The sequence below is a fragment of the Sphingomonas sp. genome (assembly GCF_013816785.1).
Lineage (GTDB): Bacteria > Pseudomonadota > Alphaproteobacteria > Sphingomonadales > Sphingomonadaceae > Sphingomicrobium.
In genome coordinates, this window is record NZ_JACDDV010000007.1 from 31,449 (window position 1) to 56,190 (window position 24,742).

At 64.9% G+C, this 24,742-nt stretch carries 26 protein-coding genes and 1 tRNA gene; 10 read left to right on the forward strand and 17 right to left on the reverse strand.

Going from position 1 to position 24,742, the window contains the following annotated elements:
• Positions 1–3: 3 nt before the first annotated feature.
• On the forward strand, positions 4–1,206 hold the full coding sequence (gene pcaF / locus H0W65_RS03110) for a 3-oxoadipyl-CoA thiolase (RefSeq protein ID WP_294003685.1): 1,203 nt from the start codon (positions 4–6) through the stop codon (positions 1,204–1,206).
• Entirely contained in the window at positions 1,203–1,643 is a 441-nt protein-coding gene (gene paaD / locus H0W65_RS03115) for a 1,2-phenylacetyl-CoA epoxidase subunit PaaD (RefSeq protein WP_294003687.1), read from the forward strand. Before pcaF ends, paaD begins: the two co-directional genes overlap by 4 nt.
• Here the strand turns inward: paaD and H0W65_RS03120 are convergent.
• From H0W65_RS03120 to H0W65_RS03130, 3 genes are read right to left on the reverse strand one after another with little or no spacing between them, the layout of a single operon-like run.
• On the reverse strand, positions 1,640–2,632 hold the full coding sequence (locus tag H0W65_RS03120) for a chorismate synthase (protein ID WP_294003689.1): 993 nt from the start codon (positions 2,630–2,632) through the stop codon (positions 1,640–1,642). The two genes, paaD and H0W65_RS03120, sit on opposite strands and share 4 nt — an antisense overlap.
• The gene (gene aroA, locus H0W65_RS03125; protein WP_294003690.1) at positions 2,629–3,912 is read right to left on the reverse strand and encodes a 3-phosphoshikimate 1-carboxyvinyltransferase; all 1,284 of its coding nucleotides are present in this window, start codon (positions 3,910–3,912) and stop codon (positions 2,629–2,631) included. Before aroA ends, H0W65_RS03120 begins: the two co-directional genes overlap by 4 nt.
• Positions 3,909–5,123, reverse strand: coding sequence for a 3-deoxy-7-phosphoheptulonate synthase (locus H0W65_RS03130; protein WP_294003692.1), 1,215 nt, complete (start codon positions 5,121–5,123; stop codon positions 3,909–3,911). The genes aroA and H0W65_RS03130 overlap by 4 nt, the downstream gene beginning before the upstream one ends.
• A 96-nt stretch (positions 5,124–5,219) precedes the next feature.
• Between H0W65_RS03130 and H0W65_RS03135 the strand changes: the two genes are divergently transcribed.
• The 3 genes from H0W65_RS03135 (at position 5,220) to H0W65_RS03145 (ending at position 10,149) form a co-directional block, all read left to right on the forward strand.
• Complete coding sequence (locus H0W65_RS03135; protein WP_294003694.1) at positions 5,220–6,392, forward strand: NAD(P)/FAD-dependent oxidoreductase; 1,173 nt, start codon at positions 5,220–5,222, stop codon at positions 6,390–6,392.
• Positions 6,393–6,538: 146 nt separating this feature from the next.
• On the forward strand, positions 6,539–8,860 hold the full coding sequence (locus H0W65_RS03140) for a glycosyltransferase family 4 protein (protein WP_294003696.1): 2,322 nt from the start codon (positions 6,539–6,541) through the stop codon (positions 8,858–8,860).
• 5 nt (positions 8,861–8,865) lie between these two features.
• Positions 8,866–10,149: a glycoside hydrolase family 130 protein gene (locus H0W65_RS03145; protein WP_294003698.1), complete on the forward strand. Its 1,284-nt coding sequence runs from the start codon at positions 8,866–8,868 to the stop codon at positions 10,147–10,149.
• Positions 10,150–10,152: 3 nt separating this feature from the next.
• Here H0W65_RS03145 and cysN read toward each other — a convergent pair whose 3' ends face one another.
• The 13 genes from cysN to H0W65_RS03210 all read right to left on the reverse strand — a co-directional run bounded on the left by cysN (position 10,153) and on the right by H0W65_RS03210 (position 20,855).
• Positions 10,153–12,060, reverse strand: coding sequence for a sulfate adenylyltransferase subunit CysN (cysN, locus tag H0W65_RS03150; RefSeq protein WP_294003700.1), 1,908 nt, complete (start codon positions 12,058–12,060; stop codon positions 10,153–10,155).
• Positions 12,060–13,004, reverse strand: coding sequence for a sulfate adenylyltransferase subunit CysD (cysD, locus tag H0W65_RS03155; RefSeq protein ID WP_294003736.1), 945 nt, complete (start codon positions 13,002–13,004; stop codon positions 12,060–12,062). Before cysD ends, cysN begins: the two co-directional genes overlap by 1 nt.
• Before the next feature lie 15 nt (positions 13,005–13,019).
• Positions 13,020–13,766 carry a thioredoxin family protein gene (locus H0W65_RS03160; RefSeq protein ID WP_294003702.1) on the reverse strand — a complete coding sequence of 249 codons (747 nt, stop codon included), beginning with the start codon at positions 13,764–13,766 and terminating at the stop codon, positions 13,020–13,022.
• Entirely contained in the window at positions 13,763–14,527 is a 765-nt protein-coding gene (locus tag H0W65_RS03165; protein WP_294003704.1) for a molybdopterin-dependent oxidoreductase, read from the reverse strand. Before H0W65_RS03165 ends, H0W65_RS03160 begins: the two co-directional genes overlap by 4 nt.
• Complete coding sequence (locus tag H0W65_RS03170) at positions 14,524–15,405, reverse strand: cytochrome b/b6 domain-containing protein (protein ID WP_294003706.1); 882 nt, start codon at positions 15,403–15,405, stop codon at positions 14,524–14,526. The genes H0W65_RS03165 and H0W65_RS03170 overlap by 4 nt, the downstream gene beginning before the upstream one ends.
• Before the next feature lie 43 nt (positions 15,406–15,448).
• On the reverse strand, positions 15,449–16,651 hold the full coding sequence (locus H0W65_RS03175) for a molybdopterin molybdotransferase MoeA (protein ID WP_294003708.1): 1,203 nt from the start codon (positions 16,649–16,651) through the stop codon (positions 15,449–15,451).
• On the reverse strand, positions 16,648–17,112 hold the full coding sequence (gene moaC, locus H0W65_RS03180) for a cyclic pyranopterin monophosphate synthase MoaC (RefSeq protein WP_294003710.1): 465 nt from the start codon (positions 17,110–17,112) through the stop codon (positions 16,648–16,650). The genes H0W65_RS03175 and moaC overlap by 4 nt, the downstream gene beginning before the upstream one ends.
• The gene (moaB, locus tag H0W65_RS03185; RefSeq protein ID WP_294003712.1) at positions 17,109–17,612 is read right to left on the reverse strand and encodes a molybdenum cofactor biosynthesis protein B; all 504 of its coding nucleotides are present in this window, start codon (positions 17,610–17,612) and stop codon (positions 17,109–17,111) included. The genes moaC and moaB overlap by 4 nt, the downstream gene beginning before the upstream one ends.
• The gene (locus tag H0W65_RS03190) at positions 17,605–18,057 is read right to left on the reverse strand and encodes a molybdenum cofactor biosynthesis protein MoaE (protein WP_294003714.1); all 453 of its coding nucleotides are present in this window, start codon (positions 18,055–18,057) and stop codon (positions 17,605–17,607) included. Before H0W65_RS03190 ends, moaB begins: the two co-directional genes overlap by 8 nt.
• On the reverse strand, positions 18,054–18,302 hold the full coding sequence (locus H0W65_RS03195) for a MoaD/ThiS family protein (protein ID WP_294003716.1): 249 nt from the start codon (positions 18,300–18,302) through the stop codon (positions 18,054–18,056). The genes H0W65_RS03190 and H0W65_RS03195 overlap by 4 nt, the downstream gene beginning before the upstream one ends.
• A 4-nt stretch (positions 18,303–18,306) precedes the next feature.
• Positions 18,307–19,293 (reverse strand): GTP 3',8-cyclase MoaA, encoded by a 987-nt coding sequence (gene moaA, locus H0W65_RS03200; protein ID WP_294003718.1) that lies wholly within the window; start codon positions 19,291–19,293, stop codon positions 18,307–18,309.
• The gene (locus H0W65_RS03205) at positions 19,290–20,048 is read right to left on the reverse strand and encodes a sulfite exporter TauE/SafE family protein (RefSeq protein ID WP_294003720.1); all 759 of its coding nucleotides are present in this window, start codon (positions 20,046–20,048) and stop codon (positions 19,290–19,292) included. The genes moaA and H0W65_RS03205 overlap by 4 nt, the downstream gene beginning before the upstream one ends.
• A 396-nt stretch (positions 20,049–20,444) precedes the next feature.
• Positions 20,445–20,855 (reverse strand): nuclear transport factor 2 family protein, encoded by a 411-nt coding sequence (locus tag H0W65_RS03210; RefSeq protein ID WP_294003722.1) that lies wholly within the window; start codon positions 20,853–20,855, stop codon positions 20,445–20,447.
• A 240-nt stretch (positions 20,856–21,095) separates the two neighbouring features.
• Between H0W65_RS03210 and H0W65_RS03215 the strand changes: the two genes are divergently transcribed.
• The 3 genes from H0W65_RS03215 to H0W65_RS03225 all read left to right on the forward strand — a co-directional run bounded on the left by H0W65_RS03215 (position 21,096) and on the right by H0W65_RS03225 (position 23,777).
• Positions 21,096–22,037, forward strand: coding sequence for a GlxA family transcriptional regulator (locus tag H0W65_RS03215; protein WP_294003724.1), 942 nt, complete (start codon positions 21,096–21,098; stop codon positions 22,035–22,037).
• A 196-nt stretch (positions 22,038–22,233) separates the two neighbouring features.
• The gene (locus H0W65_RS03220; RefSeq protein WP_294003726.1) at positions 22,234–22,602 is read left to right on the forward strand and encodes a cupin domain-containing protein; all 369 of its coding nucleotides are present in this window, start codon (positions 22,234–22,236) and stop codon (positions 22,600–22,602) included.
• A 227-nt stretch (positions 22,603–22,829) separates the two neighbouring features.
• The gene (locus H0W65_RS03225; RefSeq protein WP_294003728.1) at positions 22,830–23,777 is read left to right on the forward strand and encodes an alpha/beta hydrolase; all 948 of its coding nucleotides are present in this window, start codon (positions 22,830–22,832) and stop codon (positions 23,775–23,777) included.
• 165 nt (positions 23,778–23,942) lie between these two features.
• Here H0W65_RS03225 and H0W65_RS03230 read toward each other — a convergent pair.
• A tRNA-Ser gene (locus tag H0W65_RS03230) sits at positions 23,943–24,033 on the reverse strand.
• An 87-nt stretch (positions 24,034–24,120) separates the two neighbouring features.
• Between H0W65_RS03230 and H0W65_RS03235 the strand changes: the two genes are divergently transcribed.
• Positions 24,121–24,519 carry a metallopeptidase family protein gene (locus H0W65_RS03235; protein WP_294003730.1) on the forward strand — a complete coding sequence of 133 codons (399 nt, stop codon included), beginning with the start codon at positions 24,121–24,123 and terminating at the stop codon, positions 24,517–24,519.
• On the forward strand, positions 24,516–24,742 hold a 227-nt coding region (locus H0W65_RS03240; RefSeq protein ID WP_294003732.1), incomplete at its 3' end, for an ATP-binding cassette domain-containing protein. The genes H0W65_RS03235 and H0W65_RS03240, both read left to right, overlap by 4 nt.

The window sequence follows — 24,742 nt, forward strand, 5'->3', positions numbered from 1 at the left end:
GGCATGACAGACGCCTTTATCTGCGATGGCGTTCGCACGCCGATCGGCCGCTACGGCGGGGCACTAAGCTCGATCCGCGCTGACGACCTCGCGGCCGTTCCGATCAAGGCGCTGATCGAACGCAACCCCGACGTCGACTGGTCGGCGCTCGACGACGTCATCCTCGGCTGCGCCAACCAGGCCGGCGAGGACAACCGCAACCTCGCGCGCATGGCCGCGCTCCTTGCCGGCCTGCCCGACAGTTCGGGCGGAGTAACCTTGAACCGCCTGTGCGGCTCGGGGCTCGACGCGGTGGCGATGGCGGCGCGCTCGATCCACAGCGGCGACGCCGACCTGATCATCGCCGGCGGCAGCGAAAGCATGAGCCGCGCGCCCTTCGTCATGCCTAAGGCAACCGCGGCGTTCGACCGCAATGCGGAAATCTACGACACCACTATTGGCTGGCGCTTCGTCAACCCGAAGATGCGCGACGCCTATGGCGACGACACCATGCCGAGCACTGCCGAAAATGTGGCGGACGAATTTTCCGTCTCCCGCGAGGACCAGGATGCTTTTGCCCAACGCAGCCAGGAACGCGCCGCCGCCGCCCATGCCAATGGCCGCTTTGCCACCGAAATCGTCCCGGTCTCCATTCCCCAGCGCAAGGGAGGTGCGCTGCTCGTCGACCAGGACGAACATCCGCGCCTGACCAGCCTCGACGCGCTCGCCAAATTGAAGCCGATCGTCCGCAAGGACGGCACCGTCACCGCTGGCAACGCCAGCGGAGTCAACGACGGCGCCGCCGCGCTGATCGTGGCCACCGAGAACGCGGCCAAGCGCCACGGCCTGACCCTCCGCGCCCGCATCCTTGGTGCCGCGGTTGCCGGGGTGCCGCCAAGGATCATGGGGATCGGTCCCGCCCCCGCCTCGAAGAAATTGCTCGCCCGGCTCGGCATCGCCCTGGACGAGATCGACCTGATCGAACTCAACGAAGCCTTCGCCGCCCAAGGCCTCGCCGTGCTTCGCCAGCTCGGCATCGCCGACGACGCGCCGAAGGTAAATCCCAACGGCGGCGCCATCGCCTTGGGCCACCCGCTTGGCATGTCCGGCGCTCGCCTCGCTCTCACGGCGACCGAGGAACTGCAGCGCACCGGCGGCCGCTACGCTCTCGCCACCATGTGCATCGGCGTTGGCCAGGGCATCGCCCTCGCTCTCGAACGGGTGTGAGCAACCTTGCCGCCATCGAGGCGGTGCTCGCCGCCGTCCCCGATCCGGAAATCCCGGCGGTATCGGTGGTCGACCTCGGCATCGTCCGACAGGTCACCGAGGAAAAGGTGACGATCACCCCGACCTATTCGGGCTGCCCGGCGACTCTATTTATCGAACAATCGATCCGCGAAGCGCTCGACGCCGCCGGCTTTCGCCAAGTCGCCATTGAGACGGTGCTGTCACCCCCGTGGACCACCGACTGGATTAGTGACGCCGGCAAATCCAAATTGCAGGCCTACGGCATCGCCCCGCCCGACCTCGCCAAGGCGGCGACCTGCCCGCAATGCGGATCGGCCGACACCGAGGAAGTCAGCCGTTTCGGCTCAACCCCATGCAAGGCGCAGTGGCGCTGCAAGGCCTGCCTCGAACCCTTCGACCGCTTCAAATGCCACTAGCCACATTGGCCGCGGTGGAGGAGCTTGTGGTCGGCCAACACCAGCGCAACCATCGCCTCGACCACTGGCGCGCCGCGAATGCCGACGCAGGGATCATGGCGGCCCCTGGTCGAGGCCTCGACTTCGTTGCCCGCCGCATCAATGCTGGCGATGGGGATGCGGATCGAGCTGGTCGGCTTGAACGCCACCCGGACGACGATCGGCTGCCCGGTCGAAATGCCACCGGCAATCCCGCCGGCATGGTTGCTCTCGAAGGCGGCGCCCGCCCGCATTGCGTCCGCATTCTCGCTGCCCTTGAGCCGTGCCGCACCGAAGCCGTCGCCGATCTCGACACCCTTGACCGCGTTGATCCCCATGCACGCCGCTGCGAGTTCGGCGTCGAGCTTGGCATAGATCGGCGCGCCCCAGCCAGCAGGCACGCCGGTAGCCGCGCATTCGATCACCGCGCCAAGGCTGTCGCCACCCATGCGCGCTTCATCGAGCAGGGCGTCCCATCTGGCGGCATCTCCCTCGCCTCCGATCACGACCACTCTCGCCGAAATTTCGATCTCGGGAATCACCAGCCGCGCCACCGCCCCGCCGGCGACCCGCATCGCCGTTTCGCGGGCCGACGCTCTTCCCCCGCCGCGCGGATCGCGAAAAAACCCGTATTTGGCGTCATAGGCATAATCGGCATGGCCCGGCCGATAGGGCGCATCGGCCGGATAATCAGCGCTGCGGGCATCGATATTGTCGATCATCATCGCGATCGGCGTGCCGGTCGTGCGGCCCTCGTAAACCCCCGACAAGATGCGCACCTTGTCGGGTTCCTGCCGCGCCGAGACATTCTTGTCGGTGCCGGGCCGGCGCAGGTCGAGGAAGCCTTGGACGTGCGCCTCGTCGAGCCCCAGCCCGGGCGGGCAGCCGTCGATCACGCAGCCGATCGCTGGCGCATGGCTTTCGCCCCAGGTCGTCAGCCGCAATAGATGCCCAAAGCTGTTGATGCTCATTGGATGTCGGCCCCCACGGATCGCATCACCTCGATAAAGCCAGGGAAGCTGGTGGCAATCATTTCGGCCTGATCGACCTCGACCGGCTGTTCAGCGGCCAGACCGAGAGTGAGGAAGGCCATGGCGATGCGGTGGTCGCCGTGGGTAACGACGCTGGCCCCGCCGCGCACCGCGCCACGGCCAAAAATGCGTAAGCAATCGCCGTCGGCAACCGCCGCCACCCCACAGGCGATGAGCCCGGCGACCACCGCGCCCAGGCGGTCGCTTTCCTTGACGCGCAGTTCAGCCAGCCCCTCGATTAGGCTCTCGCCGTCGGCAAAGGCGCAAGCGACCGCCAGCGCAGGAATCTCGTCGATCATCGCCGGAATTTGCGAAGCGTTGACCTGGCATGGCGAAAGCAGGGAATGCCGGATACGAACATCGGCGATGATCTCGCCCGACTGCAGCCGTTCCTGCGATAGCGACAGGTCCGCGCCCATCGCCTCGAGCGTCTCGTAAAGCCCGGTCCGCAGCGGATTGACGATCACGCCGCGCGCGGCGACTTCCGATCCGGGCACGACCACCGCCGCGACCAGTGGAAAGGCGGCAGACGAGGGATCGGCGCCGATTGTAATGTTGCACCCGATGAGCCCGCGCGGCTTGCCCAGACGGACCACGCCTTCTTGAACGGATACCTCACAGCCAAACTGGCCGAGCATGATCTCACTATGGTCGCGGCTCGGTACCGGCTCGATGACCGCCACTGGCGCGCCGGTTCCCAATCCGGCCAGCAGGATCGCCGACTTGACCTGCGCCGAGGCCGGGTCGTTGACATGCTCGATTCCGCCCAGCCTTGCGCCATGCACCGTCAGCGGCAGCCGATCGTCGCCCTCGATCCATGCCCCCATCCGCCCCAGCGGCGCAATCACCCGGCGCATCGGCCGGGCCGACAGCGAACCGTCACCGGTGAAGGTCACGCTAACCCCTTCCATCCCCGCCACCGCGCCGATCAGCAGCCGCGCCGCGGTGCCGCTATTGCCGCAATCGGCCGGATCAACGGGCGAGGTCCAGCGCGCGCCCTCGACTCGCCACTCGTTCGGTTCCAACCGGTCGACCTTCGCCCCGAACGCCGCCACCGCTCGCGCCGTCGCCAGCACGTCGTCGCTTTCGAGCAGGCCGGAAATGCGCGTCTCGCCCTTCGCCATTGCCCCGAGGATCAATGCCCGGTGCGAGCAGCTCTTGTCGCCGGGAATCGCCACTTCGCCGCCGAGCGGACCGCGCCGCCGGGCGACCAGCCTCACGCCGTGCGCGCTTTCGCCGGGGCGAGCAGGGCGGCTAGATGGTCGGCCAGGTCGATCGTTTGAGTGCGATTGAGCCGGGGGTCGCACGCCGTCAGCCAGTTTGCGTCCAGTTCGTCGACCGATGCCGGTCCGCGCCCGCCGAGGCACTCGGTCACATCGAGCGCGCTCATTTCCAAGTGCACCCCGCCGGCATGAACGCCCTCGACACGGGCGATGGCGACGAAGGCATCGATCTCGGCGAGGATGTCAGGCAAGCGGCGGATCTTGCGCGTGCCCGCCACTGTGGTGTTGCCGTGCATTGGGTCGATCGTCCAGATCGCCGCCAGCCCCGCTTCGCGCGTCGCTCGCATCAGCGGAGGCAGCACCTCGCCGATGGTCCGCGCGCCGAAGCGGCCGATCAGCACGAGTTTGCCCGGCCGGTTGGCGGGATCAAGACGGTCGCACAAGGCGAGCAGATCGTCGGCGTCCAGCGCCGGCCCACATTTTACCCCGACGACATTCTCGATTCCCGACAGATAATCGGCATGGGCGCCGTCCACCTCGCGCGTGCGGTCGCCGAGCCACAGCATATGCCCCGAAGTCGCCCACCAACGGCCCTCCGCGTCGCGGCGAGTTAGCGCTTGCTCGTAGGGCAGCAGCAGCGCCTCGTGGCTGGTGAAGATCGGCCGCCCCGGCTCTCGCGCGGCGGCGAGGCTGGCGGCCGCGCCGACCGACTGGAGGTGGGCGCGGATCATTCGCGCCGGATCAGGTTGGCGGGCGACGGTATCGAACGCTGCGCCGTTGATGATGTCGCCGCGATAGGCCGGCAGAGTCGAATGCTCCTGCGTCTCCAGGGCGGACGTGCGCGGCTTGGCGAACTGACCGGCGATGCGGGCAATCTCGATCAACGGGCCGCCCGCGACCGGGTCGAGCCGCGCGGCCATCGCGTCGAACAGGCTGGCAAGGCTAGCGACCCGCTCGGCGACCGGATCGTCGAAGCTTTCGGCGCAATCGCCGCCCTGGAGTAGCAAGCCGCGATCGCCAGCGAGCGTCGCCATGGCAATGCGAAGGTGGCGCGCCTCGTCGATCGCAATCACTGGTGGAGCGGCGGCCAGCCGCGCCTCGACTGCCGCCAGCGCATGCGCATCGGCATAGGTCGGCTGCTGGCGCGCGCGGCGTCGACGCCACGAAGCGGGGTGCCAGCCCTCAGTGGAGATTAGCGTCGCACTCATCGCCGTCGCCCTAGCGCAAAGCCGCGCGCCGCACCAAGAGCTGTTGCGCGAGCGAATGGCTTGACGAACCCCGGCGCACCGCGCTTGGCAACCGTCATGCAACACTATGACGCGATCATCCTCGGCGCCGGGGCCGCCGGCATGATGGCCGCGAAGGTCGCCGGACAGCGCGGGCGGCGAGTGCTCCTGATCGATCACGCCGATGCGCCCGGCAAGAAGGTCCTGATCTCGGGCGGCGGCCGATGCAATTTCACCAACATCCACTCCGCGCCCGACCGCTTCATCTCCGCCAATCCGCATTTCATGAAATCGGCGCTGGCTCGCTACACGGCGCAGGATTTCATCGACCTGGTCGATCGCCACGGGATCGCCTGGCATGAAAAGACCCTCGGCCAGCTATTCTGCGACGGCTCAGCGCGGCAAATCGTCGACATGATGTGGGGCGAATGCGCGGCCGGGGGTGTGGTATTGTGGCTTGGCCATCCGGCGGAAGTCGAACGAGCCGGCGAGGGCTTTGTTATTCGCTGCAGTGCTCGCTCGGCCTTCGCACCACGCCTCGTTCTGGCCACCGGCGGGCCGTCGATCCCCAAGATGGGCGCGACCGGCTTCGCTTATGATTTGGCCAAGAGTTTTGGGCTGAAGCTGATCGAGCCACGGCCAGCGTTGGTGCCGCTGACCTTGGCCGGCGATGAATTGCTGTTCCGTGACCTCTCCGGCGTCTCCACCCAGGTCGTCGCAAAGGCTGCTCGCGGCCCCGCCTTCCGCGAGGCGGCGCTGTTCACCCATCGCGGCCTGTCGGGACCAGCGATCCTCCAAGTCTCGAGCTACTGGCGAAACGGTGAAGCAGTAACTGTCGACTTCCTGCCAGGCGACGTCCCCGGCCAGCTGCGAGAGGCCAAGCGCGTTGATCCTCGACAGCCCGCATATCGCCCGCTCGAGGCTTACCTTCCGTCGCGCCTCGCCGGAACGCTAGCTGAACGTATCGGGCTCGCGGGTCCCCTCGGGGAGCTGACCGACCGCGATCTCGACGAGGCTGAGCAAAGGCTTCGCGCTTGGGCCTTCACCCCCAATGGCAGCGAAGGCTTCGCCAAGGCCGAGGTCACCATCGGCGGCATTTCGACCGCCGAGCTGTCCTCGCGCTCGATGGAGGCGGTGAACATCCCCGGCCTTTTCATCATCGGCGAGGCGGTCGACGTGACCGGCTGGCTCGGCGGGTATAATTTCCAATGGGCGTGGACGAGCGGCGTCGCGGCTGGAGACGCGCTTTAGCCCGGCTTTGTGCCCGGCTGCCGCAGCGAACCGCTTAGTTTATTGTGCAAGTGCGAAATAAAGTGCAACCGCATCCTCAATCGGGCGTTGGTCGAGTCGGGTGCGAAATGTGTTTCGCCCCGCCACCAAAACAAAGTCGGGGCGTAATGTTCGACATCAACCAACTGATTGAGACCAACGACCGCGATTCGCCACCCGCGAGCCGCCGCAGCCCGGTCGCGCACCTGGCGCTGATCGGCAATGCCCTGCCGCGCAAATGCGGGCTGGCGACCTTCACCAGCCATGTCGCCGACGCGCTGCGCCTGCGCTACCCGGCAATGCGACTCGACCATTACGCGATGGATGATGGCAGCGGCGTCGCCTATCCGCACGACATCACCACCATCGACGCTTCCTCGCGCGCCGCTTACCGTGATGCGGCCGCCGAAATCGAACGTAGCGGCGCCGACGCCATCTGGCTTCAGCATGAATATGGGATTTTCGGTGGCGAGGCGGGTTCGCATATCCTCGAGCTAATTGAGGCGACCCGCTTGCCGCTGATCGTCTCGCTCCATACCATTCTCGACGAAGCGACGCCCGCGCAGGAAGAAGTGATGCGGCGATTGCTCGCCCGCGCAGAGCATATCGTGGTGATGGGTGAGCAGGGGCGCAAGATACTCCGCCGCCGTTACGGCGCGGACATGCGGCGCGTATCGCTCATTCCGCACGGCGTGCCCGACCGTCCCTTGCGCGATCCCGACGAGCTTAAGGGGCGCTTTGGCTGGCAGGGTCGCCAGGTGCTGATGACTTTCGGCCTGCTTGCCCCAAACAAGGGCATACGGCACATGATCGAGGCGATGCCCGCGGTTGTCGAGGCACATCCCGACGCGTTGTACGTCATTGTGGGCGCGACCCATCCCAATCTGGTTCACCATGAGGGCGAGGCGCATCGCCATGCGCTCATGTCGCTGGCGTGCCAACTGGGCGTGGGCGAGCATATCCGGTTCACCGACTCGTTTGTCGAGCAGGAGGAACTGCTCGACATGCTCCAGGCCAGCGACCTCTACGTCACGCCATATCTCAACATGGGCCAGGTCACCTCGGGGACGCTGAGCTACGCGGTCGCGGTCGGCAAGCCGGTCATCGCCACTCCCTATATCCACGCCCGCGAGATATTGGCCGAGGAGCGCGGAATTATCGTCCCCGCGGCAGATCCGGCTGCGCTCGCCGAGGCCGCCAACGCCTTGCTATCGGACGACCAGCGCCGGCTGGCGATGGCGCGCGCGGCCCACGCGCATGGCCGCGGCATGTTGTGGCCAAGTATGGTCGAGCGCACGCTCCTGCCGCTTGCCGAGCGGCCGCAACGCAAGGATCGCGCTAAGCCCGCCGAAGCCCGATCCATGCCGGTCATCCCACTGGATGCGATCCGGCGGATGAGCGATTCGGTCGGCATGTTGCAGCATGGCATCCTGAGCGTTCCCGACCGGGACCATGGCTATTGCATTGACGACAATGCGCGGGCCCTGATGGTCATGGCGCTCCGCGGTGAGGGCGAAGAGGAACGTCGTCACGAAGCTCGCTATGCTGCGTTTGTGCAGCATGGTTGGAATCCCGACACCGGTCGCTTCCGCAACTTCATGGGTTATGATCGCCGCTGGCTCGAAACGACCGGCTCCGAGGATAGTAACGGCAGAACTCTGTGGGCCTTGGGGGTCGCTGCGGCGCAATCTCCCTCGGCCGCGATCCGCGATTGGGCGCGGCACCTGTTCGACCAGACCGCTCCGCATCTCCACGACATGCCCCATACGCGATCGCGGGCATTTGCCGCGCTTGGCGGTTATGCGCTGCTCGCAGCTCGCCCCGGGCATGCCCGCGCGCTCAATTTCCTCCGCTCGTCGAGCGAGCTACTGTTGCGCCATCATAGCGCCGCCTCGCGCCACGATTGGAACTGGTTTGAGCCCGAGATGGCCTATGACAATGCCCGCTTGCCCGAGGCGCTGATCCGCGCGGGACAGGCACTGGATAAGCCCGCCATGATCGACCTCGGCGTCGGCGCGCTCAAATGGCTGGTTGGCCAGCAGACGGGCCCGCGGGGCACGTTCCGGCCGATCGGTTGCCACGGGTTCAGCCGCCCCTATGCCCCGCCGCTCGCATTCGACCAGCAGCCGCTCGAGGCGGCAGCAACCATCGACGCCGCCGCCGCCGCCTTTGAAGCAACGGGCGATGGCTATTGGCGCGATGTCGCCAGCCACGCCTTCGGCTGGTTTTTCGGCGACAATGACGCCGGCATCCCCATCGCCATTCTGGATGAAGGCGGATGCCATGACGGGTTGATGGCTACGGGCATCAATCGCAATCAGGGCGCCGAATCAATCCTGTCGGTCCACCTTGCCGCACTCCGGATGAAATTGACGTTCGGGGCGACTGTTCGGGCTGGACAGACGCGTTCGACGCCCTCAGAAGCGAGGCCTTTCGCCGACGCTTCCTGAGGTTCATGATCCAATCCAGTCTGCACCCGCTTCGGCTCAAGGCCGATCCGTCCCGGGTTGTCGTCCGTCCATTCCACCTCGCTTGGAAAGGGGTGGTCTCCGGTTCGGGACGCGCCAACCGGCTGGTCAGCGCTGTGCTGTCGCTAGACGACCGGGAAATCGGGCGACAGCTCAAGCTGGTGATGCGCGATTTCGAACAGCGTCACTGGCAGACGCGCAAGATTTTCCTGAAACGCTTCAAGCAAATCTGCGCGTTGCTCGACCTGTCGCTGGAGGGCGTTGGCGACAAGCGGCAGCAACTGATTGGTGCTTATTTCTGCCACGAGTACAGCTACGCCGCGGCGGCGCTCATGAACCCCAGCATCGTTCCACACCCTGACCAGAGCGGGCTCGACAAACACACCTGCCGCGTCCTGATGTCGCTGCGCGCGGTGGGCGAGGGGCACATCAGTTCGATCGCGTTCCGCGAGGGACTCGTCTCGGCCAAGGGCGGGTTCGAACTTGCACCCGAGCCACCGTTCGCGACCGCCGCCGACGCACCCGATGTCGACGGCATTTTTGAGGACGGCCCGATATCCGTGTTTCGCCACGAGGACAGCAATTTGTCGGGAACGGTGATCTTTCCCGTAACTCCGGCCCAGTCCAACGGGATCGAGGATCTTCGCCTCACCTCGTTTGTCCATGACGACGGCCGCATCGAATATTTTGGCACTTATACCGCCTTTTCGGGGCACGACATTCGTTCCGAATTGCTGCGCACCAGCGATTTTCGCAAGTTCGACCTAATCCCGCTGACCGGAACCGCCTCGCGCAACAAGGGCATGGCGTTGTTCCCACGCAAGATTGGTGGCCGTTACATGATGGTTGGGCGGCAGGACGGGCAAAACCTGTTTCTGCTGACGTCCGACAGCCTGACCAATTGGGACGAGGGCGAACTTCTGATGAGCCCCAAATATCCGTGGGAGTTCATCCAGATCGGCAATTGCGGTGCGCCGATCATGCTCGACGAGGGGTGGCTGCTTCTGACCCACGGCGTCGGCGCTATGCGGCAATATGCGATCGGCGCGGTGCTGCTCGACCTCGACGATCCGCGCAAGGTCATCGGTCGCACCCGCCATCCGATACTCACCGCCGAGAATGATGACCGCAACGGCTATGTCCCGAACGTCGTCTATACATGCGGGGCGATGACCGTCGGCGACCAGCTGTTCATGCCTTATGGAATTTCCGACAGCTCGGTCGGTTTCGCGTTCCTGCCGATCAAGGAATTGCTCGCGGCGATGAGCTGAAGGTCAGCCGCCGAGCTTCGCGACGATCAAGTCCGCGGACTGCTCGGGCGATAATTTGGTCGTGTCGATATGCAGGTCGGGCGCCTCGGGCGCTTCGTAAGGGCTGTCGATGCCGGTGAAGTTGTCGAGCTCGCCGGCCCTCGCTTTTTTGTAGAGCCCCTTGACGTCGCGCCGCTCGGCTTCCGCCAACGGAGCGTCGATGAAAATCTCCAGGAATCTTCCTTCGGGCAACATCGCCCGCACCATTTCGCGCTCGGCGCGGAACGGGGAAATGAAGGCAGTGATGACGATCAGCCCGGCATCGGCCATTAGTCTGGCCACCTCGCCGACGCGCCTGATGTTCTCGATTCGGTCGGCCTCGGTGAAGCCCAAATCGTGGTTGAGCCCGTGGCGGACGTTGTCTCCATCGAGCAGGAAGGTGTGCCGCCCCATCGCGTAGAGCTTCTTTTCCACCAGGTTGGCGATGGTCGATTTGCCTGCACCCGACAGGCCGGTGAGCCACAGCACTGCGGGGCGCTGATTCTTTAATCGTGCATGGGCCTCGGGCGTGACGTCGAGCGCCTGCCAATGAACGTTCTGGGCGCGGCGCAGACTGAAGTTGATCATCCCGGCGGCCACAGTCGTGTTGGCGATCTTGTCGATCAGGATGAAGCCGCCAAGCGCCCGACTGTCGGTATAGGGCTCGAACACGATCGGCCGGTCGGTCGCAATCTCGGCAACGCCGATCGCGTTCAGGTCCAGCGTCTTGGCCGCAAGATGCTCCATCGTGTCGATGTTGAGCGCATATTTGGGGGTATGGACTGTCGCCGAAACCGTCTGCGTCCCGATCTTGAGCCAATAGCCGCGCCCCGGGATCATTGGCTCCTCGTCCATCCACACGATCGTCGTGTCGAACTGATCGGCGGCCTGCGGCGGATCGGCGGCGGCAGCGATCACGTCGCCACGCGAACAGTCGACCTCGTCGGCCAGACAAAGCGTGACCGACTGTCCGGCGACCGCCTCGTCGAGATCGCCACCGTGCGTGACGATCCGCGAGATGGACGAGGTCCGTCCGGACGGCAGCACCCGCACCGCATCGCCCGGCCTCGCCGCGCCCGCCGATACCTGTCCCGCGAAGCCACGAAATTCCTGGCTTGGCCGGTTGACCCATTGCACCGGCATCCGCAGCGGCCGCGCCTGCTCCGTGACTGTGTCAACCTCGACCGCCTCGAGTTGCTCGATCAGCGTCGGACCCGTATACCAGGACATAGACGCCGATCGATCGACGATATTGTCGCCGCTCAGTCCGGAAACGGGGATCGCCGTGAACGCCTCGATCCCGATGGCGTCGGCGAAGGTGCGATAGTCCGCGACAATCGCGTCGAATAAATCCTGCGAATAATCGACCAGGTCCATCTTGTTGACCGCCAGTACCACTTGCCGGACTCCGAGCAGACGGATCAGCGCACTGTGCCGCCGCGTCTGGGTCAACACGCCTTTGCGCGCATCGATCAGGACTACGGCAAGATCGGCGGTCGAGGCGCCGGTGACCATGTTGCGCGTATATTGTTCGTGCCCCGGCGTGTCGGCGACAATGAACTTGCGTTTGGTCGTCGCGAAATAGCGGTAGGCGACATCGATCGTGATGCCTTGCTCGCGCTCGGCAGCCAGGCCGTCGACCAGCAGGGCGAAATCGATCGCGTCGCCTTGTGTCCCTACCCGCCGCGAATCCGCCTCGAGCGCTGCCAGCTGGTCCTCGAAAATTAGCCGGCTGTCGTAGAGCAGCCGCCCAATCAACGTCGATTTTCCGTCATCGACGCTGCCGCAGGTAATGAACCGCAACATCGTCTTATGCTGGTGCGCCTCCAGATAAGCGTCGATGTCGTCAGCGACGAGCGAGTCCGGACGATAAGAAGCCGACTTATCGGCCATCAGAAATAGCCCTCGCGCTTCTTCTTCTCCATGCTGGCATCGCCCGCGTCGCGGTCTATCGCGCGACCCTGCCGTTCCGAGGTGGTGGCCAGCAGCATTTCCTGGATCACTTGGGCGACGGTCGTCGCATTGCTCTCAACCGCGCCGGTCAGCGGGTAGCAGCCCAAGGTCCGAAACCGGATGGTCCGCTCGACCGGCACTTCTCCGGGCTTGAACGGAAATCGATCGTCGTCGACCATCAGGATCAGCCCGTCGCGCACCACCGTCGGCCGCGGCGCGGCGAAGTAAAGGGGGACGACCGGAATTTCTTCGATCTGGATATATTGCCAGACGTCAAGCTCGGTCCAGTTTGACAGCGGGAAGACGCGGATGCTCTCGCCCTTGTTTTTGCGCGCATTATAAAGCGACCAAAGTTCGGGCCGCTGCCGTTTAGGATCCCAGCCGTGCGCTGTGCTTCGAAAAGAAAAAATCCGTTCCTTGGCCCGGCTCTTCTCCTCGTCGCGCCGCGCCCCGCCAAACGCGACATCGAAGCCGTGGAGATTGAGCGCCTGCTTCAGCCCCTCGGTCTTCCACAAATCGGTGTGCAGGGCGCCATGGTCGAACGGGTTGATGCCGCGCGCTTCCGCGTCGGGGTTGCGATGGACCAGCAGGCGCATGCCGCTCTCCGCCGCCATCCGATCGCGCAGGGCATACATGTCCTGAAACTTCCAGGCCGTATCGACGTGAAGCAGCGGGAACGGCGGCGGCGCGGGGAAAAATGCCTTCCGCGCGAGATGCAGCATCACCGCCGAATCCTTGCCGACCGAGTAGAGCATTACCGGCTGTTCGGCCTCGGCAGCCACCTCGCGCATGATAAAAATGCTCTCGGCCTCGAGCCGCTCGAGATGGGTCAGGTTTCGCGTCATCGCCCGCCGCTTCGAGAGCGGTTGGCTTAGATTGTCAATCGAGGGGCGGCCCGTTCACAGCTTGCGCGCGGCAATGATCGGCCCGCCGACCCCCTGCTGAATTAGGATCGCGGTGCGATAGGCGGGGTTTTCGGGGAGGGCCAGCGCAAAGCTAGCCCGGGCGCCGGTCCACGCCCCGAGACGCGTCAGCCGCCGGACGATATTGCGGTGAGGCAGCGTTCGGCCGCCATTCTCGCCCGCCTTGATCGCCACCTGCTGGTCTCGCGGGTCGTAATCGACCGCCCAGACGCTGGTGCCTGCGGCCGCTTTCCCGGCACCGACCACCAGTTGACGGCCGGCCACGTCGATCGCCGGTCCACCGACGAGGTAACCCTGCCGTGCGATGACCGAATCCAGTTCGGGCTTCACGTTGCCGACCAACGCCTCACGCCCGTTGACGACCACCTGCGGCGTGTAGACGCGTCCCCGCCCAGAAGCATGGGCATAATCCCATTGACGCGCGGTATAGGCGGGCTTGGCGAATGTGTCGGCCCAACCCAGATAGTCCCAATAGGTCACGGCGAAATCAAGCGCCAGAATGTCGTCGCGGGCGGCGATCGAATTAACATTTTCGATGGCTGGCGGGCAGGAGGAGCAGCCCTGGCTTTGATAAATCTCAACCACCACCAAATGGCGCGCATCGCCCTTGGCGACATCCACCACGCGCTTCTCTGGCCGGGCCGGCGCCATGGCCGAATCGGATGAGGATGAGCAGGCCGCGAAGGCGAAGATCGCGCCGGAAAGGAGAAGGCGCGCGCTCATATGCCCGCATACCAGGCGTAGCCGGTCTGGTCCTCCCACAACCCGCCCTTGCCGCCGTAAAGCCCTGCGAGCGTGTCGCGGGCTTCGATGCGCATGACATATTTTGCGTGCTTGTAGCCCAGCTGCCGCTCGACCCGCAGCCGTACGGGGGCGCCATTGGCGACCGGCAGCATTATGTCGTTGAGCCGCCACGCCATGATCGTCTGCGGATGGAAGGCGTCAACCAGGTCGATCGACTCATAATAGGGATGCCCGCCAATCATGTCGGCGCAATGAAAGACGATGAAGCGCGCGCGGCTTGACAGGCCCGCCTGTTGCAGGATGGTCGATAGATTCGGTCCTGCCCATTTGCCGATGGCGCTCCAGCCTTCGACGCAGTCGTGCCGCGTGATCTGGGTCCGCACCGGCAACGTCATCAATTGAGGCAGGCTGATCGCCAGCGGTCGAGTCACCAGCCCATCGACGATCAGCCGCCAATCGGCGAACTTGGCTTTGAGATGCGTCTGATATTCCGACGTCATCGGCATAGCGGTGCCGTTCGACCGGAACACCGGCGACCGGTCGGCCGCGCCATATTCGCGCGCCAGCGACTGGCCGCCCGAAATCAACCGCTGGCTGCGGTAATGCAGCCCCTCGGCGTCGCGCAGCATCTTCTGGAATGTAGGCTGCGAATAGAGTTTGTCGCACCCGGCGAGCAGCATTCCGCCGGCGCCCGCGCCAATTCCACCGATCAGGCGGCGACGGTCGATGAGGGCGCTCATGACCTACCTCCCTTCCTGCCAGGCAGTCGATAGCGCCCAGTGACGATCGAGCGCACTTCGTTGAACGGTCCGGCGAGCACGACCATCGCAATGTGGACGAAGAAAAAGGCGACCAGTGCCCAGGCGGCGATGAAGTGTATCGACCGCGCCGACTGCCGTCCGCCGAACACGTCGAGCAGCAACGACAGGCCAGCGTTGAGGTTGGGCGACATGGTCAGGCCGGTCAGGATCATCAGCGGGATCAACACGAAGATTACGCCGATATAGCTCAGCTTCTGCAGTATGTTGTACCGCAGCGCTTCGGCCCCCGTAGGGAATCTGAGACGCGCATGGTCCTTGATGTCCTGCCACAGGTGGTGTGGCGCAATCTCAGCCTTGCGGATGGCGAGATCGCGCTGGACGTGGCGGTTAACCAGCGACCAGATCATATAGGCAGTGAGACTCAATGCCAGCAGCCAAGCGAAGGCGAGGTGCCACACCCGCCCGTCGGCCAGGCTGTAGGATGAAGGCACCGTCGCCCAATGCGGGAATGCGCGATGCTGAATTAGGCCGTTGCCGTCCTTCCATACGCCGAGCACGCCGCTGGTCGGGATTTCGAGGTCGACGAGTTTCAGATACCCCGCCTCGCCATGGCTTCCGATCTCGAGCCACGGCTGGTCGAAATTGGCGCCGTAGCTGCCCCAGTAAAGGCGCGGATGGGCGTTGAAGATCATCAGTCCGCTCATCAGCATGACCAACAGGGTGATCGCGTTGGTCCAGTGCCAGATGCGGGTAGAAAGGCGATGGCGCTTGACCACATCGCCCGCGGCAAGCCCGGCTGCGGTCGGTTCGGCGATGGCCGGCTCGGGCAGTTCGGTCGCTTGCGCTTGGTCGGTCATCTGACGTTCCTTCGGCGGCTGGGCGCGCCTGGTTACTCTCGCTTCAAATTGGCAAAAAGTCGATCCGATCGCCGGCCCGTGCCGCTGGCGCGCCGGGCGGACGGCGGATCAGCGCGTTCGCCGCGGCGAGCGGGGTCTGGAGGCCGCTGTCCTGTCTGGGATCGATCTTCGCCGTCATTTGCCCTTCGCCATCGATACTCGTTGTTCCGCGCAGATAAGCCTCGCGCGCACCGTTGGCGCCGACGTTGTCGGTGAGACGCGCCGCCGACAAGCGAACCGCAACCGCCGGGTCGCGGCCGGTCAGCGCGAACAGCAATGGCTTCAGCAGCAAATGGGCGCAGACGAACGCCGAGGAGGGATTGCCCGGGAGGCCGAGCACGATGCGGCCGTCGCCGAAGCGCGCATGCCAGCTCGGTTTGCCCGGCACCACAGCGATTCGCTCGAAGCGGAGGCTGGCGCTCAGCGCCTCGAACGCCGCGCGCATCACATCGCGGTCGCCGACCGAGGCGCCGCCGAGCGGGACGATCAAATCGACCTCGCTCAGCGCGCCGATCCGCTCGATGCAAACATCGAGATCGTCGGGCAGGATTGCCTGCCGTACGGCTAGCCCGCCCCATCGCTCGACCAGCACCGCCAGCGCGTAGGCCGCGCTGTTGAACATCGCGCCCGGCCCGGCCTGGTCGCCCGGTTCGATAAGCTCGTCGCCGCTGGCGAGGATGGCAACGCGTGGGCGCCGGAAGATGCTGACCCGTGCCCTCCCGCTCGCGGCCACCAGCCCGAGCCGCGCCGCGCCCAGGAATGTGCCACGAGGCAGCAGCACATCGCCCTCCGCAAAATCGCAACCCGCGGGCCTCACGAACATCGGCCCGGATGCATCGCAAACGACAATCGCGTCGCCGTCGCGCTCGACATGTTCCTGCACGATCACCCGGTCGGCGCCATGGGGCACCACTCCGCCGGTTGCAATCCGGACGCACTCGCCTGCCCCGACCGCACCGGCGAACGGCGCGCCCGCGGGCGCCTCGCCGATTAAATGCAGCCGCGCGCCCGCGGCCACGTCGGCGTTTTGCACGGCATAGCCGTCCATCGCCGACAGCGGTGCGGGCGGCTGGCTTCGGACCGCCACCAGCTCCTCGGCGAGCACCCGCCCCGCTGCCTCGGCCAGCGGCACGATTTCGATCTCAAGCGCCGCCTGCCCGTCAAGCAACAGCCGCCGAGCCTCATCAAGAGCGATCAGGCCGCTCATTCGCGCCGCCAAGTCCCCGACTTGCCGCCGCGCTTCTCGACCAGCTCGATCCGTTCGATCGTGATCCCGCGCGCCGCCGCCTTGAGCATGTCGTAGAGCGTCAGGCAGGCGATCGACACCGCGGTCATCGCCTCCATTTCGACCCCGGTGCGGCCGGTGGTGCGGACCTCGGCTTCGACCGTCAGCCCGCCGTCCCCCGGCGAAATCGACACGCTCACCGCGTCCAGCCCGAGCGGATGGCACAGTGGTATCAGCTCGCCGGTGCGCTTGGCGCCCATGATCCCGGCCAGCTCGGCGACCGCGATCGGCTCGCCTTTCCCGGACGCCTCGATCCGCGCCAGCACCTTCTCAGGCACCGCCACGAAGCCGCGCGCGATCGCCACCCGCTCGCTCGCCACCTTGCCCGACACGTCGACCATGCGCGCCCGGCCATCGCCGTCGAAATGGGTCAGCCCGCTCATCGCTCCATCAATCGCGGCATGATCTCGATCAGGTTGCACGGGCGGTAGGCGGCGTCGAGCTGGTGCGAAATGATCTTGTCCCACCCGTCACGGACCGCCCCGTTCGACCCCGGCAGGCAGAAGATAAACGTGCCGCGCGCAATACCGGCGCAAGCGCGCGACTGAAGCGTCGACAGGCCGATATTGGCAAAACTCACCTGATGAAAAATCACCGAGAAGCCGTCGATGACCTTGTCGAACAGCGGCGTCATCGCCTCGGGCGTGACATCGCGCCCGGTGAGGCCGGTGCCGCCGGTCGAAATGATCACATCGACTTCAGGATCATCGATCCACTCGTTTGCAGCAGCGCGGATGGCGGTGACATTGTCGGGCACGATTCGCCGAGAACCAAGCTCATGGCCGGCCGCGACAATCCGATCAGCGAGGATGGCTCCCGACGTGTCAGTCTCACTCGTCCGGCTGTCCGACACGGTCAGCAACGCTATTCGCACCTTAGCCATCGGCAACCTCCCACCGGCGGCGGTCGGCCCGGTCTTCGGCACGGGCGTCGACCCATCGATCGCCATCGCCGCGCACTTCCTTTTTCCAGAATACAGCTTCGGTCTTCAGCCGGTCCATCGCATAGTCGACCGCGTCGAACGCAGCGCGTCGATGACCCGCCGCAGCCGCCACCAGCACGATCGGCTCACCGGGCAGCAGCCGGCCGTGGCGGTGAATGATCAGCAGATCGACATTGGCGAATCGCTCGCGAGTGGCGACCTCGACCGCGGTCAGGCTTGCTGGCGTCAGGCGAGGATGGTGGCCGAGTTCAAGCGCTTGGACTTCTTCTCCTTCGCCCCGAACATAACCCGTGAAGCTCGCCACCGCCCCAGCCCCCGCCGCTCCACAGGCAAAGGCAGCAAGCTCTCGCGCTGGATCGAATGGCTCGGCGCAAAGACGGATCATCCGCCACTCACCGGCGGGATGAAGGCGATTTCGCGAGCGCCCGACAGCAGGTGCGCTTCATCGACAATCGCATCATCGACCACTGCCCTCACCCCCGGCGAAGCAAGCGCGACGGCCAGTTCCGACTCGCATTCGCCCAGCCAATGACGAAGGGCGGCGACGTCCTCTACTCCCTCGGGCAGGATCACCTCGCGCGGCGCGCGGCCCGCAATGTCGGTCAACCGTCCGAAAAACTGTAGCCGCATCGGCTCAGCCCCCGGTCAGCGACATGGTCCGCGCCACCGCCGGCGCGGCGCCGCGCGCTATAGCGAAGTGATGCCGCTCCGGCTTAAGCCCAATCGCCGCATCGATCGCAGCGTCAAGCAATTTGTCGCCGGCGCTGGCCCTCAGCGGCGTACGCAAATCGGCGTTGGCGTCCTGCCCGAGGCACTGGAAAAGCTGTCCGGTGCAAGTCACGCGCACTCGGTTGCAATCGCCGCAGAAATTATGCGTCAGCGGGGTGATAAAGCCGATCGTCCCGCCTTCGTTGGTGCGCACGTATCGCGCCGGGCCGCCGGTGCGCATCGCCAGGTCGGTCAGGGTCCAGCGCTCGGCGAAACGACGCCGAATCTCGCTCATCGGGACGAACTGGTCGGAGCGGTCCTCGCCGACCTCGCCAAGCGGCATGACCTCGATCACAGTCAACGCGGCACCGCGAGCGTGAGCCCATTCAGCAAGACCAACCAGCATGTCGAGATTGTCCTGCGTCAGCGCCACGGCGTTGATCTTGACGTTGATCCCCGCCCCGATTGCCGCGTCGATCCCGGCGATCACCTGCTCGATACGTCCGCCGCGCGTAACCCGGGCGTAGGTTTCGGGGTCGATGCTGTCGAGCGAGACGTTGATCCGCCGCATGCCAAAGCTCGCCAATGCCGCGGCATGATCAGCCAGCAGCAGCCCGTTGGTGGTCATCGTCAGCTCGTCGAGCTCGCCCGATTGGAGAAACCGCGACAGCCGCTCGACCAAGTCGATCGCATCCTTGCGCACCAGCGGTTCGCCGCCGGTCAGCCTGAGCTTGCGCACCCCCTTGCGCACGAACGCGCTGCATAGCCGGTCGAGCTCATCGAGGCTGAGCAATTCCTCGCGCGGTAAGAAGCGCATCCGCGCGGGCATGCAATAGGTGCAGCGCAAGTTGCAGCGGTCGGTCAGCGACACGCGCAAATAGCTGATGCTGCGTCCGAACGGGTCGATCATCATTGCCAGACCATGATGGCGAAGCGGTAGGCCAGTTGCGCGCCGACATAAAGCACCAGCACCGCGGTCGCGATCGAGAGATGACGCGCGGTCAATTTGGTGCTGCCGATCATCGAGCCGAATAGTCCGCCGACGACGACCGCCGGGACCAACAGCCAATAATCGTGCAGCGCGGCCAGTCGGTCGAATCCGTCGGGCTTGGCCAGTTGCCCGGCCAGACCGGCGACCGAATTGACCAGGATGAACACCGCGCAGGTGCCGGCGATGTCCTTTGCCCGACCCCAGCGCATCATATGCAGCAACGGCGCGAGGAAAATGCCGCCGCCGATCCCGACCACGCCGGCAAGGAAGCCGAGCACGCCGCCGATCAGCGGCTCTCGCCAGCCGGCCGGACGCTCGACGGCTTCCCGATCGGGCGGGGGCCGCCAAAGCATGGCCAGCCCGGCAGCGATCAGCGACAAGGCAAGCAAGCCGACGAAGGCCAATTGAGGGACCACCAGCCGTCCTCCGACCCAAGCCAGCGGGACAGAGGTCGTGAACAGCGGCCAGATTCGCCGCCACGGAACTGCGCCGGATCGCGCAAAACGCCAGCTGCCGAGCGTCACGACGAACAGGTTGCACACCAGTGAAATCGCCGGGACGACGCGATAATCGGCGCCCCACAGCACCAGCAGGGCGCTGTAAGTCGACCCGCCGCCAAACCCGACCGTCGAATAAAGCGTCGCGGTCAGCAGGAACAGCGCGGCGAGGCCGATCATATAGTGTTGGCTGTCGTACGCATGATGGTCATTCGAGCCGATCGCCTAGCCGGTTACCTCACAGAAGAGCCAGCAGCGCGAAACTAGCCAGCCAATGTTCCCCGGCATAATCGCCGGGATTGTCCACAGTAGCTTGTCGGATCGCGGCCGCCCGTCGGAAGTAGTCGATACGATGTCCGTGAACGTTCCACCGCGAACAATCGCGAATGTCCAGGTCAGCGCCACGCGGGCTTCAAGCAAATCAACCGACCGGCCTCAATCGATTTGTCGATTGTTGCCAGTGGTAAGGCAGGATGTGGCGGAGCGGACCCTCTTGCAAACCGGTCCCCCATGTCCCCTGTTATCCCCTGAATTAGCCAGGGGCCGCTGCTACGATGCGTCCAATTCGGCGCTCGATCACCCTTCGCAGCTCAGACGATTGTGCAGTTCAAGCGCGGCACGCTCAATCCAGCATTCGGCGAAGCGACCGTCTGCTACCCGCCAGATCGCAATTCCTGTGAACGCGATCGGCGTGCCATCAGCAGGAAGACCGAACACGCCATTGTTTGTGCCGCGAGTAATCCAGCGGGATACGATTCGATCTCCGGCGGCATTGCTGAACACCTCGAGATGCTCATTCGTCGCATCGCCTATCGCTTCTTGCATCTTTGCAACCCACGCCTTGAACGCCCGGCGTCCACTAATGACGGTGCCGGCGGTCGTGATCCGATAATCTTCGGTCATCAACTCATCGATGGCTTCAAGGTCGTGAGGAGGTGCCCACACTCGGCGGAAAAACTCGCGGGCCAGATAGATATTGTCATTCATGCATGCGTCGCGGCGATTTAGCCACGCCTCCTTTTCTCAATTTACGTGGAATTAGAAACTGCCGGCATGGCTCACACGCCGCCCGGTTTCACTCGAACCCCGCATCCAATCCAAGTTCGTGTTCCCTTGGGCAGCCTCACCCGCAGGTGAAATATCTGGCCCTGGATAATCGCGTCCGCTAGTGGCGAAATAGACATCAATCGGGGATGATCCGCCATGACTATGGTCGACGTGATTATATTGTCCAACGCCATGGCCTCGAGTGTTGCGATCACGCTCGATGTTATGGCCATGGCCAATAGCATCTGCAGGGCCGACGGACGCCCAAATGCCTTTGAAATTCGCCTACGCGGCTCCGGTTCGCGAGCGTTTGCCGATTTCGTGGCCGCGCCCGCAATTTCCGACGAGCCGGCGACGCTGATTATCATTCCTGCTCAGGGTTTTTCGAAAGCGGAGTGCATTGCCTCGAGGCTGGCGGAACCGGATACCGCCGAAGCGGGCGACTGGATCAAGGCCGCGGCGGGCGGAGGCGCGCGGATTACAAGTTCGTGCACGGGAACCCTGTTGCTCGCCAGCACCGGGCTGCTTGATGATCGCCGGGCAACCACTGCCTGGTGGCTCGCGCCGACGTTCCGGCAGCTTTTTCCAAAGGTTCAGCTCGACACCCGAGAACTCGTGACCACTGACGGCCCTTTCACGACTGCGGGCGCGGCGATGGCGCAAATGGACCTGATGGTCGGAGTCATCGCCCGACATGCCGGTGCGCGGGTTGCCGATGGGTGCGCGCGAACGATGATCCTCGATGAGCGCCGATCTCAGGCCCCTTACATGGGGATAAGCCTGCTTTCGGCGGGCGACGATAGCGTGTCCAAGGCAGCATCTTGGGCGCGCTCCAGGCTGGACGTGGGCATCAGCGTCGATGACGTGGCTTCAGCAGTAGGAATGTCGCCGCGCACCTTTGCACGCCGCGTTCACCGCACAACCGGCTTGTCGCCCGTTTATTTCCTTCAGCAACTCCGGGTGGAACGAGCGGTCGAGCTGATCGAAACGACGCGCCTCCCGCTGGAGGAGATCGCCGTTCGCGTAGGCTATGCGGAGCCGTCGACGTTGCGGGCGCTCATCCGTCGCGGCTTTGGTTTCGGCCCACGCGAGCTGAGAGCCCGCGCTCTCCGAGCGGCCTGATCACCGCCAAGGCGATGCCCTCAAAAACCGCGGACCGGTCCCGGAGCCGCACGAGAGTGCGGTGTGAACGCGACGCTCCGGAATGCGAGAACGACTGGCGCGGTGGCGAGATATCCCCGCTAATTGACCATCGTCCATCTCCCGCCCGCTAACGGATCCCGCAACTATGCGCCGAACAGCAAATGGATCATTGAAGATGGACGTGAAAATCCCAAAGCCGGTCAGGCTGGCTGATAAATTCAGTGCATTTGACGCCCATTGGTCGCCGCAGATAGTCGCGCGATATAATGACAATGAGGTGCGGCTGGTAAAGACCTCTGGCGAGTGGGTGTGGCACAAGCATGATGAGACTGACGAGTTGTTCCTGATCGTCGAGGGTGAATTCGACATGGACTTCAAGAACGGCAGCGTCACGGTGAGGCCTGGCGAACTGCTTGTTGTCCCCCGGGGGGTTGAGCATCGTCCCGCTGCGCGGCGGGGCGAAGTCAAACTCATCCTTCTCGACCCGAACGACACGCCGAACACGGGTGATCCGGCCACCGCCGTCAAAGCAGTCGAGCTTTGACGCCCGAGCCACCAAAAGACTCCCCCATGCGCATGAACGATCATCCGGGCGCCCAGCTTTCTCGGGCACCGGGGCGCAGGCGGTCCACGCGTCCGATATGGGCTTTCGCTGCTGCTACGCTCCTCACTTTATCCCCAGCCGCGGCCGCGCAGGTCGTGGCGCCGCAGCTCGTGTGGCCGAGCATCGCGGCGGACTTCGTTCGCTCACATCAACTGGTCGATATTGGAGTGGACAGAAAGCTTAACCTGTATTGCAGCGGCCAGGGAACGCGAGCTGTGCTGCTCGACGCGGGTGGAAGCGACTGGTCGGTCATCTGGGCGCTGGTTCAGCCCGTCGTTTCGACGCAGGCGCGAGTCTGCTCCTACGACCGCGCTGGCCTTGGCTACAGCGACCCTGCAAAGGGACCTCGCTCCCCGATCGCGATCGTTGACGATCTACATGCGCTTATCCACCGCGCGGAGCTAAATACGCCGCTGGTCCTGGTCGGCCACTCACTCGGCGGCTTCAACGTCAAGCTCTACGCGGCGCTTTACCCAGAGGACGTCGCAGGTCTCGTGCTGGTCGATCCCGCCGAGGAGCGGGCGGCGGAGCGCTCCCGTGCGTTCCTGCGCAATCGCTATGGCCCCGCGCTGGCCGCTCGGATCGAGCTTTCCGACCAGCCCTGGATTGACAAGCTAATCGACCATTATCGCGAGTGCGCCAGCGCCGCGCGAGTTGCCGATCTGGCTTCCGGGTCGACTATCTACCGCTCCTGCACCGACCCCGTACGGCCAAAGCTCGGGCCGACGATCGCGGCCGAGCGGGCGCGCCTTCAAGGGAGATATTCCTACCAGCAGGCTCAGGCCTCCGAAATTGCCAACAGCGTCTATGGGCCACCCACGCCGGATGTCGCTTATGCGGCGCTGTTCCAGCCGGGGATGCTCGGCAACAGACCGTTGATCGTTCTCACCCATGGCATCCACGATTCCGAGGATCGGTTTGAGGCCGCGTCGTACCAAGCGGATCTTTTCCTTCACCGACAGACTGCGCGTCTCTCGACCCGCGGCGCGCACCGAATCGTCCCGGGCAGCCACCACAACATCGAGATCGACGCGCCGGAGGCGATCACCGACGCGATCCGCAACATCCTGACTGCGATTGAACAGCAAAAAAGCGAAAAGGAGGTAGTTGAGTGAGTGCTCACCTGACCAGCTAAGAGTTCGCTCGAGGACCAGCCCCATTACTCGCGCCGAGGCCGCAATATCGCGACGCTTTTTCGCGGCTGAGCACAAGGGTTTAAGTCAGACTGCGCACCTCGCGAAATCGGACCTTTGCGCTGGAGCGCGCGAAGCTTGACGCCGTGGCGGAGCGGGAGGGATTCGAACCCTCGATGGGCTTTTGGCCCATACTCACTTTCCAGGCGAGCGCCTTCGACCACTCGGCCACCGCTCCGCATTGCTTGGAAGGGGCGCGTTTAGAGAGGCGCGGCGCCGGGGGCAAGCTTGCCGCGCCGGGGGGTTGGCCCCTATGCCGCTGCCGATGATGCGGCGCTTCGACCATCCTCCTTCGGCCGACGAGATCGAGGCGATCGCGCGCGCGGCGATGATGGGGCTACCCGAACCGTTCGCCGGTCATTTGCGCGAGGTCGTGTTGACGGTCGAGGAACTGGCCGACGATCCGCTGCTCGCCCAGCTCGGCATCGACCATCCGCTCGACCTGACCGGGGTCTATGAAGGCGTCTCGATCGGCGAGCGCAGCGTCGACACGTCGGGCACGCTGCCCGACCGCATCCGCCTGTTCCGCCGCGCCATCCTCGACGAATGGGTCGAGGAGGGTGAGCCGTTCGAGCACCTCGTCCGCCATATCCTGATCCATGAGGCTGGCCATCATTTCGGCCTCTCCGACGCCGACATGCACGCGCTGGAAGAGCAGGCGTGAGCAGCCTCCTTCGCGGCGACAGGCTGGCGCTGGTGCGCGGCGGGCGGTTGCTGTTCGAAGGGCTGGGCGTGGCGCTAGAGCCGGGCGAGGCGTTGCTCCTGACCGGCCCGAACGGCAGCGGCAAGTCGAGCCTGATCCGGCTCGTCGCCGGGCTGCTCACGCCAACCGTGGGCCGCATCGAGCGGAGCGAGGCGGCGCTGGCCGACGAGGGGCTGGCGCTCGA

Excerpts from the sequence above, each read along its gene's own strand:
- H0W65_RS03165 (WP_294003704.1), bottom strand. The coding sequence starts at position 14,527 with ATGAGCGCCCTCATCGACCGTCGCCGCCTGATCGGTGGAATTGGCGCG.
- pcaF (WP_294003685.1), top strand. The coding sequence starts at position 4 with ATGACAGACGCCTTTATCTGCGATGGCGTTCGCACGCCGATCGGCCGC.
- H0W65_RS03195 (WP_294003716.1), bottom strand. The coding sequence starts at position 18,302 with ATGCGGCTACAGTTTTTCGGACGGTTGACCGACATTGCGGGCCGCGCG.
- H0W65_RS03160 (WP_294003702.1), bottom strand. The coding sequence starts at position 13,766 with ATGAGCGCGCGCCTTCTCCTTTCCGGCGCGATCTTCGCCTTCGCGGCC.
- H0W65_RS03130 (WP_294003692.1), bottom strand. The coding sequence starts at position 5,123 with ATGAGTGCGACGCTAATCTCCACTGAGGGCTGGCACCCCGCTTCGTGG.
- H0W65_RS03190 (WP_294003714.1), bottom strand. The coding sequence starts at position 18,057 with ATGATCCGTCTTTGCGCCGAGCCATTCGATCCAGCGCGAGAGCTTGCT.
- moaC (WP_294003710.1), bottom strand. The coding sequence starts at position 17,112 with ATGAGCGGGCTGACCCATTTCGACGGCGATGGCCGGGCGCGCATGGTC.
- cysN (WP_294003700.1), bottom strand. The coding sequence starts at position 12,060 with ATGGCCGATAAGTCGGCTTCTTATCGTCCGGACTCGCTCGTCGCTGAC.
- H0W65_RS03175 (WP_294003708.1), bottom strand. The coding sequence starts at position 16,651 with ATGAGCGGCCTGATCGCTCTTGATGAGGCTCGGCGGCTGTTGCTTGAC.
- H0W65_RS03210 (WP_294003722.1), bottom strand. The coding sequence starts at position 20,855 with ATGAATGACAATATCTATCTGGCCCGCGAGTTTTTCCGCCGAGTGTGG.
- H0W65_RS03235 (WP_294003730.1), top strand. The coding sequence starts at position 24,121 with ATGATGCGGCGCTTCGACCATCCTCCTTCGGCCGACGAGATCGAGGCG.
- H0W65_RS03145 (WP_294003698.1), top strand. The coding sequence starts at position 8,866 with ATGATCCAATCCAGTCTGCACCCGCTTCGGCTCAAGGCCGATCCGTCC.
- moaB (WP_294003712.1), bottom strand. The coding sequence starts at position 17,612 with ATGGCTAAGGTGCGAATAGCGTTGCTGACCGTGTCGGACAGCCGGACG.
- H0W65_RS03135 (WP_294003694.1), top strand. The coding sequence starts at position 5,220 with ATGCAACACTATGACGCGATCATCCTCGGCGCCGGGGCCGCCGGCATG.
- H0W65_RS03220 (WP_294003726.1), top strand. The coding sequence starts at position 22,234 with ATGGACGTGAAAATCCCAAAGCCGGTCAGGCTGGCTGATAAATTCAGT.
- H0W65_RS03140 (WP_294003696.1), top strand. The coding sequence starts at position 6,539 with ATGTTCGACATCAACCAACTGATTGAGACCAACGACCGCGATTCGCCA.
- H0W65_RS03205 (WP_294003720.1), bottom strand. The coding sequence starts at position 20,048 with ATGATCGGCCTCGCCGCGCTGTTCCTGCTGACCGCGACGCTTTATTCG.
- H0W65_RS03120 (WP_294003689.1), bottom strand. The coding sequence starts at position 2,632 with ATGAGCATCAACAGCTTTGGGCATCTATTGCGGCTGACGACCTGGGGC.
- H0W65_RS03170 (WP_294003706.1), bottom strand. The coding sequence starts at position 15,405 with ATGACCGACCAAGCGCAAGCGACCGAACTGCCCGAGCCGGCCATCGCC.
- moaA (WP_294003718.1), bottom strand. The coding sequence starts at position 19,293 with ATGATGATCGACCCGTTCGGACGCAGCATCAGCTATTTGCGCGTGTCG.